This window comes from Achromobacter aegrifaciens (assembly GCF_902859735.1).
GTDB lineage: Bacteria > Pseudomonadota > Gammaproteobacteria > Burkholderiales > Burkholderiaceae_B > Achromobacter > Achromobacter aegrifaciens.
In genome coordinates, this window is record NZ_CADIJY010000003.1 from 67,694 (window position 1) to 81,642 (window position 13,949).

General features: G+C 67.0%; 9 protein-coding genes. 3 read left to right on the forward strand and 6 right to left on the reverse strand.

Going from position 1 to position 13,949, the window contains the following annotated elements; translation table 11 throughout:
* Positions 1-5 precede the first annotated feature (5 nt).
* Both HV766_RS10305 and HV766_RS10310 read left to right on the forward strand, forming a co-directional pair.
* Positions 6-1,445 (forward strand): efflux transporter outer membrane subunit, encoded by a 1,440-nt coding sequence (locus tag HV766_RS10305; protein ID WP_175159402.1) that lies wholly within the window; start codon positions 6-8, stop codon positions 1,443-1,445.
* Between the two features lie 653 nt (positions 1,446-2,098).
* Positions 2,099-2,929, forward strand: coding sequence for a tRNA threonylcarbamoyladenosine dehydratase (locus HV766_RS10310; protein ID WP_175159404.1), 831 nt, complete (start codon positions 2,099-2,101; stop codon positions 2,927-2,929).
* Between the two features lie 8 nt (positions 2,930-2,937).
* On the opposite strand, the gene HV766_RS10315 is transcribed toward HV766_RS10310, so the two are convergent.
* Genes HV766_RS10315 through HV766_RS10325 form a run of 3 tightly spaced genes read right to left on the reverse strand, consistent with a single transcriptional unit; the run spans position 2,938 to position 5,002 of the window.
* On the reverse strand, positions 2,938-3,249 hold the full coding sequence (locus tag HV766_RS10315) for a non-heme iron oxygenase ferredoxin subunit (protein ID WP_054457428.1): 312 nt from the start codon (positions 3,247-3,249) through the stop codon (positions 2,938-2,940).
* A 17-nt stretch (positions 3,250-3,266) separates the two neighbouring features.
* The gene (locus HV766_RS10320) at positions 3,267-3,740 is read right to left on the reverse strand and encodes an aromatic-ring-hydroxylating dioxygenase subunit beta (RefSeq protein ID WP_054457426.1); all 474 of its coding nucleotides are present in this window, start codon (positions 3,738-3,740) and stop codon (positions 3,267-3,269) included.
* 2 nt (positions 3,741-3,742) lie between these two features.
* Positions 3,743-5,002: an aromatic ring-hydroxylating dioxygenase subunit alpha gene (locus tag HV766_RS10325; protein WP_054457613.1), complete on the reverse strand. Its 1,260-nt coding sequence runs from the start codon at positions 5,000-5,002 to the stop codon at positions 3,743-3,745.
* 210 nt (positions 5,003-5,212) lie between these two features.
* On the opposite strand from HV766_RS10325, the gene HV766_RS10330 reads away from it, so the two are divergent.
* On the forward strand, positions 5,213-6,115 hold the full coding sequence (locus HV766_RS10330; protein ID WP_054457424.1) for a LysR family transcriptional regulator: 903 nt from the start codon (positions 5,213-5,215) through the stop codon (positions 6,113-6,115).
* On the opposite strand, the gene HV766_RS10335 is transcribed toward HV766_RS10330, so the two are convergent.
* From HV766_RS10335 to uvrA, 3 genes are all read right to left on the reverse strand, one after another.
* Positions 6,112-6,744 (reverse strand): aminotransferase class IV family protein, encoded by a 633-nt coding sequence (locus tag HV766_RS10335; RefSeq protein ID WP_054457422.1) that lies wholly within the window; start codon positions 6,742-6,744, stop codon positions 6,112-6,114. The genes HV766_RS10330 and HV766_RS10335 overlap by 4 nt on opposite strands.
* Positions 6,745-6,840: 96 nt before the next feature.
* Entirely contained in the window at positions 6,841-7,977 is a 1,137-nt protein-coding gene (locus HV766_RS10340) for an aminodeoxychorismate synthase component I (protein ID WP_175181114.1), read from the reverse strand.
* Between the two features lie 5 nt (positions 7,978-7,982).
* Positions 7,983-13,745, reverse strand: coding sequence for an excinuclease ABC subunit UvrA (gene uvrA / locus HV766_RS10345; RefSeq protein WP_175181115.1), 5,763 nt, complete (start codon positions 13,743-13,745; stop codon positions 7,983-7,985).
* Positions 13,746-13,949: the final 204 nt, after the last annotated feature.

Here is a 13,949-nt window from a genome sequence, read left to right on the forward strand (position 1 = left end):
GGAAGATGAAAGCGGTTTCCCTGATCTGCAAACCTGCCGCCCTGGCGCTGCTGCTGGCCCTGGCCGGTTGCGGCAGCCTGCTGCACACCGACTACGAGCCGCCGCTGACGTCCATTCCAGCCGCCTGGACCCATGCGCCCGCAGGCGACTTCCAGGCCGGGCCGCTGGCCGATGGCGGCCAGTGGTGGCGCAATTTCAACGACCCGACGCTCAACGGCCTGGTCGACGCCGCGCTGGCGCGCAACAACAACCTGGCCGCCGCCGCGATCCGCGTGCGCCGGGCGCAGTACCAGGCTGGAATCACCGAGGACAAGCTGCTGCCGCAACTGGGCGGCAACGCCAATGTGACGCGCAACCGCAATCTGTACGGCGATCGCGCGATCTCTCGGACCAACGCGGCGGAGTTGACTGTCAGCTACGAAGTGGACCTGTGGGGCAAGCTGTCCAGCCAGCGCGACGCGGCGCAGTGGGATGCGCTGGCGACCGAGCAGGACCGCCAGAGTGCCGCGCTGTCCCTGGTGGGCACCACGGCCACGCTGTACTGGCAGACCGCCTTCATCAACCAGCGCATCGCCAGCAGCGCCGAGAGCATCGCGTACGCACGCAGGACGCAGGACCTGGTGCGCGCCCAATACGCGGCGGGCGGCGCGTCGGCGCTGGAAATGGCCGAGGCTGAACAGACCGTGGCCAGCCAGGAAGCCGCTCATACGCTGCTGGTGCAGCAACGGGTGGAATACGCCAACGCCCTGACCATCCTGTTCGACGGCCCGCCGGACCGCATGATGGCCGACCCGGCGCGATTGCCGGGCTATCCCTTGCCGCAAGCGCGCGCCGGCGTGCCGGCCGACCTGCTGGGCCGCCGTCCCGACTTGCGCGCCGCCGAGCTGCGCCTGCGCCAGTCCCTGTCCACCGTCGACGCAACCCGCGCCAGCTTCTACCCGCCGTTGACGCTGACCGGCGCCTTGGGAAGTTCGAGCCCTACGTTGTCCGATGTCCTGAAGAACCCGGTGGGCTCGCTGGGGGCGGCGCTGACGCTGCCGTTCCTGCAATGGAACCAGATGCAGCTCAACATCAAGATCTCCAAGGCCGACTACGAAGAGCGGGTGGTGAATTTCCGGCAGGCGCTGTACCAGGCGATGGCGGACGTGGAAAACGCGCTGTCCAATCGCACGCAACTGCGCTTGCAGGCAGAGCAGCTGGACGCGTCTCTGCGCGCGGCGCGCGAGGCCGAGCGTCTGTACGAAGTGCGCTACCGGGCGGGGGCGGTGCCGTTGAAGGACTGGCTGGACGCGCAGGAGAAGCGGCGGGTGGCTGAGGTTTCTCGGGATGAGAATATGTTGAATCGGTTGGTGAATCAGGTGACGGTTTATCAGGCGCTCGGGGGGGATGATGTTGTTGGCGGTGGTGCTGCTGAGTCTGCTGCTGGCGCAGCGGCGGGTTCTTAATCCGTCTGGCGCGTCGGTGCGCTGGGGCGCGCGGGGCAACGATTGCGGTCCGGAGCGTTCGCTCCGGACTTGCCTCGGCGGCCCCCCCCCTTCGTCATCGTCGTCCAGGCCTTCGGCCTTCCCTTCCGATTCCCTCGGGCTTATCGACGCCCCGCGCGCCCCAGCGCACCGACGCGCCAGACTCCGCTTTTGAAACTTGGCGTCAGCTGGGGTGACTGGTCTTCGTAGGATTCTCGCCGACGGTGGGGGTTGGGCGATGGTCTTGCGGGGCCCGCCCCAGGCCGGCCGCCCGGGCGGCCTTTTGGGGCTTACGCGGCGTCTTGCGATTGGTGATGCTGCTGTGCGCTGATGATGATCTGCGCTTGAGCAGGAATCGTTGCTGGGCGACGGATTGCATATGAGTGCATGCCTGCACCCGCGCGCAGCGCCATCCGTACAACTGACTGCAACCATATGCCAAAGAAGGCCGCCCGCGCGGCCGTCTTTGGCGTCCCTGCAAGATCTTTCTCTCTTCCTCGTCGGGGAGAAGAACGCCAAGCACACAACTCGTCCCAGCGGCCGGCAAGATTCAATCAGCCAGGGCGACGCCGTGCCAGGCGTCTCAAGAACCAGCACCCGTCCCCCAACACCCGCCTGCAATAAAATACGCCCTCATGAACACCCCAGAACCCCAAGCCGACCTCGACCGCCGCTTCGGCAGTCTTTCCCGCCTCTACGGCCCCGAAGCCCCGACCCGCCTGCGCAACGCCCATGTGGCAATAGCAGGCCTGGGCGGCGTGGGTTCCTGGACCGTCGAAGCTCTGGCGCGCTGCGGGGTCGGCGCGTTGACGCTCATCGACCTGGACCACATCGCCGAATCCAACGTCAATCGGCAGATCCACGCTTTGACCGAGACGCTGGGCCAGTCCAAGGTCGATGCCATGGCCGAGCGCGTGCAGGCGATCAATCCGGAATGCCGGCTGACGCGGGTGGATGACTTCGTTTCGCCAGAGAACGTCGCCCAGGTCCTGCCCGGCCCGTATTCGGTCATCATCGACTGCACCGACCAGGCCGCGGCGAAGATCGCGATGATCCTGCATGCGCGCGAAATCGGCGTGCCCATGCTGTTGTGCGGCGGCGCTGGAGGCAAGACCGATCCGCTGGCCCTGCGCGCCGGCGACCTGTCGGCTGCGGTCAACGATGCACTGTTGTCCAAGCTGCGCAACAAGCTGCGCCGCGAACACGGCTTTCCGCGAGCTTCCGATCAGAACGGCAAAGCACTGAAGCGCGTGCCGAAGATGGGCATCCATGCCCTATGGTTCGACCAGCCCGCCATCCTGCCCGACGCCTGGACTCGCCCCACGGAAGGCGAGGACGACATGGGCGCTTCGGGCCAGACCCTGGCGCCGCAAGGCCTGTCCTGCGCCGGCTATGGCTCGGTCGTGACCGTCACGGCCGCCATGGGCATGGCGGCCGCCAACGAGGCGCTGCGCCTCGCGGTCTGACAAAGACGCTACAACGCCACGAACACCACGCCGTCCTCGATCCTGACCGGATAGGCGGCAATGTTCTCGCGCAGCGGCGAACAGAGCGCGCGCCCGTCGCGCACGTCGAAGCGCCCCTGATGCAGCGGACATTCGATCTCATGCCCCTCCAGAAAACCGTCGCACAGCCGCGCATTGCCGTGCGTACAGAGATTGGCGGTGGCGTAGACCTCGCCGTCCACGCCATACAGCGCGATCTCGCGGCCGCCGGCCTGCACGGCGATGACGTCGTCTTCAGGCACCTCGTCCCGCGCGATGGCCTTGATCCATTGCGTGCTCATTGCTGTCGTGTCCTTTCTCAAATGGGGTAGATAAGCGAATTCGGCACCAGCTCGCTGTCGAAGATGCAGAGCCGCGATTCGAACTTGAGCCCGTCGGGGCCGCGCCGGACCACGTCCAGATAACGGCCCACGTTGAACACCGTGGTCAGTTGGCTGGGCTTGGTGCGGAACACGGCGTAGTTGGCCTCGGACTCGATGCGGTCGCCCTGTACCGACAGCACTCGCGGCGCGCCCACCACGTGGCGCTGGTAGTAGGGGTCGTGGAAGATGGTGTCGGTGGCGCCGTAGATGCGGTCCTTCAGCATGCCGCGGCTTTCGAAGGACATGGTTGCCAGCGGATAGCCGCGCTCGTGGTTCTCGCGCGGCAGCACCTTGTACACGCAGTCTTCCAGGAAAAACTCGGGCCACTTTTCCCATTGTTCCGCGTCCAGCGCGGCGGCGTAGTCGTTGTACAGGCAGGTCAGTTGGTAGTAGAGGGGAAAGTCCAGCATCGTCAGGCCTCCATGACCCGACGCCAATACGCGTACATGCCGCGGATCAGCGTTTCCGTGACCATGTGGTCGGTGTTTTCGGCGGTCTTGCCGCCCAGTTCCGCCACGCTGCGGTGCCAGGGCTTCTGTTCGAAGCCGGATTGCGAGAACTCGATGACCTCGCCGTCGTCCGCCGACACGAAGCCCGCCGGGCCGAACAGATTGGCCTGGCGCAGCCGGCGGCGCGTCATCTCCGGCGTGTCGTCGGCGAAACCGAAGTGCGTCCAGACGAAGTCGAAGGCGTCGTGGCCCACCGGCTGGATGTGGCGCGTGGACAGCGAGTTCACCTGCTGCTGGATGATGACGCTGGGAAACAGCGTCATCAGCACGGCGGTGGGGCCGTTCCACCAGGGCTCCGGCACGATGTCGAGAAAGCGGTCGTCGTTCAGCGACATCTGCTCCTTGAAGCTGGACACGCCGCTGGTCACGCTGCCCTTGCCGCCCTGGCCGCGCGTCGAGATCATGGCGGCGTGGCGCAAGTGCCGGTCCATCTTCAGCTCGGAGCGGTTGTCGGCCCGCCACAGGCCGAAGGTGACGAACCAGGTGTGCAGCAGGCCCGGATGATACGGATCCTTGATGTTTTCCTGCATCAGCTTCCAGTTGCCGGGGATGCGCTGGCGGCTGTAGCCGTGGATCACCAGTTCGCGGCCGTCGAAGACGCGGTCGAAATAATGCAGGATGTCCGGCCCCAGATAATCCTCCAGCGGCTCGACGTCGTGGTCGAACGAGGCGAACACCACGCCGTTGCGGCAGGCCACGGCCAGCTTGGTCAGGCCGTGCTCTTGCGGGTTGAAGTCGGGCGGCATGCCGCCGTTGACCTTGCCGTCCTGCTTGACGCCGCGGCGGAACGGCACGCCGATCAGATTGCCCTGCAGGTCGTAGTTCCACTGGTGGTACGGACAGACGAATTCGCTGCGGTTGCCCGAACGTTCGCGGCAGAACTGAACACCGCGGTGGGCGCACACGTTTTCCACCACGCGCACCTGGCCGTCATTGTCGCGCAGCAGGATGACAGAGCGTTCGCCCACCGCAGTGCGCTTGAAGTCGCCCGGGTTCGGGATCTCGGCTTCCAGGCCCACGTAGCTCCAGTGCGCGCGGTAGAAGAACCGCTCCATTTCGCGCTGATGCAGGGCGGCGTCGGTGTAGACGCCGAAGGGGATGCGGTGGGATCCGTCGTCCTGCCAGCGCGGGGCGAACTGGATGGGCTGCTCGGGGGCGTTCATGATCCGCTCCGGCGACAGGGCGCGGCGGCGGACAGCGTACAGGTACGCATGGCGTGTCTCCTTGGTTCGGCGGACCGCGGGCGCGATCCAGCAGAGCCGGCGCGGCATGGGCGCTGGCGTTTTTTGCATCATCGGGCAGAAGGTGAAATAAATAAATAGAATCTGCTTGATGAGATAAATCACCAGAATCAATATTGGTGGAGACAGCCCATGAACCTGCAAGACGTGGACCTGAACCTGCTGGTCGTCTTCAACGAACTGCGCAAGCACGGCCGGGTGTCGGCCGTGGCCGAGAGCCTGGGCATCTCGCAGCCGGGCGTCAGCAATGCGCTGGGCCGGTTGCGCAAGCTGTTGGGCGACGAGCTGTTCCTGCGGACCTCGCGCGGCATGGTGCCCACGCCCTACGCGCAGGATCTGGCGCAGCCCATCGCCGCCGCGCTAGAGGCGCTGCACAGCACCCTGAACGCGCGCGCCGCGTTCGACCCCGCGCATAGCGGTCGTGCCTTCGTGATCGGCGTGAACGATGTGGGCGAGACCTATTTCCTGCCGCGGCTGATGCGCGCGCTGGACCGCGCCGCGCCCGGCGTCACGGTGCGCACCGTGCGCACCACCTCGATCGACGTGAAGGACGAGATGGAGCGCGGCCGCATCGATCTGGCCATGGGCTTCCTGCCCGATTTGAAGAGCGGCTTCTTCCAGCGGCTGCTGTTCCGCCAGCCCTATGTGTGCATCTTCCGCCGCGACCATCCGCTGGCGCGCACCGGGGTCTCGGCGCGGCAGTTCCGCGCGGCCGAGCACGTGGCCATCGCCTCGGAAGGCACGGGCCACGGCGTGGTCGACCAGGTGATAGGGCAGGCCGGCATCCGGCGGCGCCTGCGCCTGACGGTGCCGCACTTCATTGCGGTGGGGCCGGTGCTGGCCGCCACCGACATGATCGCCGTGGTGCCGCAGCGCTTTGCCGACTGCGCCTGCGGTCCGTTCGGCCTGGCAACCGCGCCCTGTCCGGTGAAGATCCCGGAGTCCGTCATCAACGTGTTCTGGCATGCCCGCAACCACCGAGAGCCCGCCAACCAGTGGCTGCGGCAGGTGGTGGTCGACGAGTTTGCGGATTAAGTGTCGCGCAGCGTTACCGGAAACCAGCCGCGCAGCGCATTGGACAGGCGGATTTCCTCGGCGGCATGCAGGTCGGCCAGGGTCAGGACGCGTTCTTCCACCTTGCCCGTTTCGAGCAGTTCGGCGCGCTGCACGCCGGGCAGGCAGCCGCTGTCCACGGGCGGCGTGTACCAGTCGCCATCCAGGCGCAGATAAACGTTGCTGCGGCTGCCTTCGCAGAGTTCGCCGCGCTCATTCAGGTAGAGCAGATCGAAGATGTGCGGATGCGATGGCAGCCATTCGATGGTCTTGGTGTACCAGGGGCGGTAGGTGGTCTTGTAGCGCAGCAGCGGTTCGGATGAACGCAGCGCTTCGGGCGCCAGCATGGCTTCCTGTGCGGGTTGCAGGGGCGGCAGCGGCGCGGTCTGGATGTTGCGGCTGCCGTCGCGCGCCACCAGCAGGCGCAGCCGGTGCGGCCCCGGCGTGGCCAGGCCCAGCGCGGTGATCATGATGTCGGCTTCGACGGCCCGGCCTCCCCAGCCGTAGCCCAGGGCCTTGCAGGACGCTTCCAGACGCTTGAGGTGGCGCCCCAGCAGCGGCACGCGTCGTTCGGCATCGACCAGGATGGTCTCGATCAGTTCGGGTTGCATGGGACTCTCCTGGCGTAAAGGCGCGCTGCGGCCGCGCTCTATCCTACTACCGATGGCGGCCGGCGCGCAGGGGCGCCGGACATCCGGACTGTGGCCTCAGGCCCGCAAGATCCGGGCCTTCCAATGGCATTCCTGCCATTCCTCGGCCGGGTCGGAATCGTGCACGATGCCGCCGCCCACGCTATAGATGCCGTGGCCGGCGTGGTCCAGCACCAGGGTGCGGATGGCGACGTTCAGCGAGAAGTCGCCGTCCGGCGCCAGCCAGCCGATGCTGCCACAATACAGGCCGCGCGGCGCTGTTTCCATCTGGCGGATGCGGCGCATGGCCGCGACCTTGGGGGCGCCGGTAATGGAGCCGCAGGGAAACAGCGCGCACAGCACCTCTTCCAGCGAGGCGTGCGGCGCCAGCGCCGACACTGTGGACGTCATGGTCCAGACGGTGGGATAGCGCTCCAGCGAGAACAGCGCGTCGACCCGCACCGAGCCTGGCTCGGCCAGCCGGCCCAGATCGTTGCGCAGCAGGTCCACGATCATCAGGTTTTCGGCGCGGTTTTTTTCGCTGGCCAGCAGCGCCTGGCCCAGCCGTTCGTCCTCGGCCGGATCGGGGTCGCGCGGGGCCGTGCCCTTCATCGGGCGCGTGGTCAGGCGCGGGCCGTCGCGGCGCACGAACAGTTCGGGCGAAAACGACAGCACCGTGCGTTCGCCGTCCTGGATGAACGCGCCGTGCGCCACTGGGTTGCGGGCGGCGATGCGCCGGTACAGGGTGGCCGCGTCGCCCTGGAATTGCAGGTCCAGCGGCTGGGTGTAGTTCACCTGATACAGCTCGCCGTCGCCGATCAGGCCGCGGATGGCTTCGATCTGGCGCACGTAGTCGACCTCGGTCATGCGCGGCGCGGGCAGGTTGATGGCGGCTGGCGCGCTGTCTGCATCCGGCGCGTCCCAGGGCGCTTCGTCGTGCTTGCTTTCGAATGCAAGCGCCGTCAGGCGTGGCCTGCCGTCGTCGCGCGGCGGCGTCCAGGGGCCGGCGGGCGGCGCCAATGCGGCTTCGGGCAACAGCCATTCGCCCAGTTCGTAGTCCAGCAACAGGGCGATCCAGCGCCCCTGCTGCCGCTGCGCCTCGATGGCGGCCAGGGCCGGGGCGACCTCGGTGGCGCAGCGCGCCTCGATCCGCGAGCACAAGCCCTCGAATCGCAGCGCGCGGCCCGCCAGCCGGTCTTCAAAGCGACATTCCATGCTTCTTACTGCTGTTGATGTGCCAGGAATTCCTTCAGGACCCGCCCGGTATGGGAATGGTCGCTCAGGGTCATGACGTGTTCGGGCGAGCCTTCGCCCACCAGCTTGCCGCCGCCCGTGCCGCCTTCGGGGCCCAGGTCCAGCAGCCAGTCGGCTTCGGCGATCACGTCCAGGTTGTGCTCGATCACCACCACAGTATTGCCGGCTTCCACCAGCCGGTGCAGCACGTGGATCAGCTTTTCCACATCGGCCATCGACAGGCCGACGGTGGGCTCGTCCAGCACGTACAGCGTATGCGGGATGCGCGAGGCGCGGCCAGTCTTGATCAGACCGTCGGTGAGACGGGCCTTGGACAGCTCGGTCACCAGCTTGATGCGCTGTGCTTCGCCGCCTGACAGCGTGGGGGAGGGCTGCCCCAGCGTCAGGTAGCCCAGACCCACGTCCTGCATCAGCTGCAGGGGACGATGGATCTTGGGATGCGCGGCGAAGTAGCCGATGGCGTCGTCCACTTCCATGGCCAGCAGTTCGCCGGCGTTCTTGCCGCGCATCTGCACGCTGAGGGTGTCGTTGTTGAAGCGCGCGCCGTTGCAGGCGTCGCAAGGCACCTTCACGTCCGGCAGGAAGTTCATCTCGATGGTGCGCATGCCCTGGCCTTCGCAGATCGGGCAGCGGCCGTCGCCGGTGTTGAACGAGAAGCGCGCCGCGGTCCAGCCGCGCATGCGCGATTCCCGGGTGTCGGCGAACTGCTTGCGCACGTCGTCCCAGAAACCCACGTAGGTGGCCGGGCAGGAGCGCGGCGTTTTGCCGATAGGGGTCTGGTCCACTTCCAGCACGCGGTCGATGGCTTCCCAGCCCTTGATGCTGTCGCAGCCGGCCCAGCCCGGCGCCTTGCCTTGCGACACGGCCTGCATCAGATTGTCCAGCAGCACTTCGCGCGCCAGCGTGGACTTGCCCGAGCCCGACACGCCGGTCACCACGCTCAGGCGGCCGACCGGGATCTTCGCGTCCACGCTGCGCAGGTTGTGCAGGCGCGCACCCTTGATCTCGATCATGGGCGTGTCGGCCTCGACCGGCCGGCGGCCTTGCAGAGGATGCTGCAAGGGCTTGGCCAGGTAGCGGCCAGTGACCGATTCGGGCGCTTCGATCAGGTCCTGCGCGCTGCCCTGGGCCACCACGCGGCCGCCGCGGATGCCCGCGCCCGGACCGATGTCGATGATGTGCGAGGCGCGGCGGATGGTGTCGTCGTCGTGCTCCACCACCACCAGCGTGTTGCCGTTGCCTTCCAGGCGCGCCAGCGCGTCCAGCAGGATGCGGTTGTCGCGCGGATGCAGGCCGATGGTTGGCTCGTCCAGCACGTAGCAGACGCCCTGCAGGTTGGAGCCCAGCTGCGCGGCCAGGCGGATGCGCTGCGCTTCGCCGCCGGACAGCGTCGGCGCGGCCCGGTCCAGCGCCAGGTAGTTCAGGCCCACTTCCTGCATGAAGTTCAGGCGTCCGCGGATTTCCGTGAGAATGTCGCGGGCGATCTCGCCTTCGCGGCCGCGCGCCACCAGTCCGGTGAAGAAGGTATGCGCGTCCGACACCGGCAGCGAGGCGAGTTCGGCGATGGACTTGTCGCGCCAGCGCACGGCGCGGGCCACGCGATTCAGGCGGTCGCCATCGCACTGGGTGCAGACCTTGGCCTCTCCTTCGTACCACGCGTTCCATGCGGTTTCCTCGCCGGTCTGCTCTTCATCGAAGCCTTGCAGCTGCAGGCCGGTGCCGTAGCAGCCCGTGCACCAGCCATGCTTGGAGTTGTACGAGAACAGGCGCGGATCCGGTTCGGGGAAGCTGGTGCCGCAGGACGGGCAGGCGCGCTTGACCGAGAAGTGCTGCTGCTGCAGGTCGCTGTCCAGCGCCTCGTGCAGCTTGTTCACAGGCCAGACCACGGACATCACGCCCTGGCCGTTTTCCAGCGCGTTCTTGACCGCCGCGCGCAGCTCGGCCTCGTTGGCCGGATCCACGACCACGTCCGCGATCGGCAGTTCGATGGTGTGTTCCTTGTAGCGGTCCAGGCGCGGCCACGGGGCCACGGGAATGAACTCGCCGTCCACGCGCAGGTGCGAGTGGCCCTTGGATCCGGCCCATTTGGCCAGGTCCGTGTAGTAACCCTTGCGGGCCGTGACCAGCGGCGCCAGCAGGCCGATGTGCACGCCCTTGTGCTCGCGCAGCAGCCGCGCCACGATCTGGTCGGTGTTCTGCGGCTCTACCGCCACGTTGCAATCCGGGCAGTATTGCGTGCCCAGCTTGACGTACAAGAGGCGCAGGAAGTGATGGATTTCAGTCATCGTTGCCACGGTGGACTTGCGTCCGCCGCGGCTGGTGCGCTGCTCGATGGCGACCGTGGGCGGGATGCCGAAGATGGCGTCCACGTCCGGCTTGCCGGCCGGCTGCACGATGGCGCGGGCGTAGGCGTTGAGCGATTCCAGGTAGCGGCGCTGCCCTTCGTTGAACAGGATGTCGAAGGCCAGCGTGGACTTGCCCGAACCGGACACGCCGGTGATGACGGTGAACTTGTCGCGCGGGATTTCCACGCTTACGTTCTTCAGGTTGTGTTCGCGCGCATTGCGGATTTCGATCGCCATATTGGCCTGGCGGCGCTCGCGCATCAGGGACTGCAATGGGCGGCCGACGTCCGCGTTGTAGGTTTCGCCGGGCTCGGCGATGCGGGCCGTCAGGCCGGCCTGCTCGACTTCCTGCGCGTCGGCGTCGGTGCTTACCACCACGTCGGCCGGCAGGATGCTGACTTCGTAGTCGCGCAGGGCGGCGCCCGTATGCGACTTGGGGTTGTCCATCAGGTCCTGTGGCGTGCCGGTGCCGATGACCAGGCCGCCGGCGTCGCCGCCTTCGGGGCCCAGGTCGATCAGCCAGTCCGCCGCGCGGATCACGTCCAGGTTGTGCTCGATCACCAGCAGCGTGTGGCCGGCGGCCAGCAACTTGCGGAACGCGCGCATCAGCCGCGCCACATCGTCGAAGTGCAGGCCGGTGGTGGGCTCGTCGAACAGGAACAGGCTGCCCTTCTTGGCGACCTTGGCGGTGGAGATGCCGCTGCGCGCGGCTTCGGCCAGGTGGCCGGCCAGCTTCAGGCGCTGAGCCTCGCCGCCCGACAGGGTGGGCACGGGCTGGCCCAGCCGCACGTATTCCAGGCCCACGTCGGCCAGCGGCGCCAGGCCCGTCTGCACGTCGCGCAGGCCCTTGAAGAAGTCCAGCGCCTCGCTGACCGTCATCTCCAGCACTTCATCGATGGACGCGCTCTTGCCCAGATGCTCGACGCGCACTTCCAGCACTTCCGGGCGGAAACGCTTGCCGTCGCAGTCCGGGCAGCGCAGGTACACGTCCGACAGGAACTGCATTTCCACGTGTTCGAAGCCGGTGCCGCCGCAGGTGGGGCAGCGGCCGTCGCCGCCGTTGAAGCTGAACGTGCCGGCCGTGTAGGCGCGCTCGCGCGCCAGCGGTGCCTGGGCGAACAGCTTGCGGATCGCGTCGAACGCGCCCACGTAGCTGGCCGGGTTGGAGCGCGCGGTCTTGCCGATAGGGGTCTGGTCCACCATGACCACATCGGCGATCTGTTCGGCGCCCAGCAGGCGCTCGAAGGCGCCCGGCGCTTCCGATGGCTTGCCCTTCTGCTTGAGCAGGGCGGGGTAGAGCACGTCCTGCACCAGCGTGGACTTGCCCGAGCCGGACACGCCGGTCACGCAGACCAGGCGGCCCAGCGGCAGCTCGACGGAGACGTTCTTCAGGTTGTGCGCGCTGACGCCTTCCAGCAGCAGGCGCGGCGTGTTCGCCGCCACCGGCATGGGGCGCGGCGCTTCCACGCGCTGGCGGCCGCCCAGGTAGTCGCCCGTCAGCGTGCGCGCCGAGCGCAGCTGGGCCGGCGTGCCGTCGAAGACGATCTGGCCGCCGCGTTCGCCGGGGCCGGGGCCGATGTCGATGATGCGGTCCGCGGCGACCATGACCTGCGGATCGTGCTCCACCACCACCAGCGTGTTGCCGGCGTTGCGCAGCCGGTGCATGACTTCGACGACGCGGTGCATGTCGCGCGGGTGCAGGCCGATGGACGGCTCGTCCAGCACGAACAGGGTGTTCACCAGCGAGGTGCCCAGCGCCGTGGTCAGGTTGATGCGCTGCACTTCGCCGCCAGAAAGCGTTCGGCTCTGGCGGTCCAGCGTCAGGTAGCCCAGGCCCACGTCGCACAGAAACTTGAGGCGCGCGCGCACCTCGGTCATGAGCAAGTCGGTGGCGGCGTCCAGCGCGCCTGAGAACGACAGCGTGTCGAAGAAGGTCCGCACCCGTTCGATGGGCAGCAGCATCACGTCATGGATGGACAGGCCGCCCAGGTTGTCGAGCTGCTCGCGGCTCCAGTTGGCGCTCACCGGCATGAAGCGCTTGTAGCGGCCGTCTTCCGGCGGCAGCACGGTGTCGGCTTCTTCCTTGGTGCCCAGGCGCCAGAGCAGCGCGTCGGGCTTGAGGCGCGCGCCATTGCAGGTGGGGCAGGGCGTGTAGCTGCGGTACTTGGACAGCAGCACGCGCACGTGCATCTTGTAGGCCTTGGTTTCCAGCCAGTCGAAGAAGCGCTGCACGCCGTACCACTGGTGCTTCCAGGCGTCGTTGCCGCCCTTCCAGTCGGGAGTGCCATAGAGCACCCAGCGCTTGTGCTCTTCGCTCATTTTTTTCCAGGGCACGCCCAGCGGCACGCCGGCCTTGGGCGCGTATTTCTGAAGTTCGTCCTGGCATTCCTTGTACGACGGCGTGGTCCAGGGCTTGATGGCGCCTTCCAGCAGGGTCTTGTTTTCGTCCGGAATGACCAGGCCGAAATCGATGCCGATCACGCGGCCGAAGCCGCGGCAGGCCTCGCATGCGCCCAGGGGCGAGTTGAACGAGAAGCTGCTGGGCAGGGGATCGGTGTATTCGATGTCGCAGTCGGCGCAATGCAGGCGGTCGCTGTACTTCCAGATGTGGGCGTTGCCGCCCTCGGCGTCCATGACGTACACGGCCAGGTGGCCGGCGCCCATGCGCAGCGCCGTGTCCAGCGCTTCCATGACGCGTTCGCGTTCGGTGCCGGCGAAGCGGAAGCGGTCCTGCACCACGTGCAGGATGCGGCGTGATTCAGTGCTGCCTTTTGCGGCCTTGGCCTTCTTGGCGCCCTTGGCCGGGGCGGCTGTGCGCGGCGCGGCGTTTTCCTCGGCGTGCACGCGGGTGTAGCCCTGCTGCTCCAGGAAGCCGCGCACTTCCTCTTCGGTGAAGTTGGCGGGAACGGCAATGGGAAAAGTCACCACCAGCCGCGGATCGCCGGCGGCGGCGGCGCGTTCGGCCAGCGAGTGGTACACGGAATCCGGCGTGTCGCGCCGCACCACCTTGCCGCACCCGCGGCAATACAGTTTGGCGCCGCGCGCGAACAACAGCTTCAGGTGGTCGTTCAGTTCCGTCATCGTGCCGACCGTGCTGCGCGAGCTGCGCACCGGATTGGTCTGGTCGATGGCGATGGCGGGCAGGATGCCTTCGATGCGGTCCACCTGCGGCTTGTCCATGCGGTCCAGAAACTGGCGCGCATAGGGCGAGAAAGTTTCCACATAACGCCGCTGCCCCTCGGCGTACAGGGTGTCAAAGGCCAGCGAACTTTTGCCGGACCCCGACACGCCGGTCACGACGACCAGTTCGCCGGTGGCGATGGTCAGGTCCAGGTTCTTGAGATTGTTCTGGCGGGCGCCAACGATGCGAATTTGGGAGCTCATGGACGGTATCGTAGCCTGAGGGGAGAGGCCTGCCCGAGCGACAACCCATCGCTGGTTCCGAGCGCGGCGATATGGAATAATTGACTATATTGTGAGTCATGAGTCCAATATGTGGACAAAACAAGAACTCACTAGCTGTACAAATAAACAGTATCGCAGATTCGTCTGAAATTCGCGCTGTCGGCGTTGCACGTTCTGCAGATT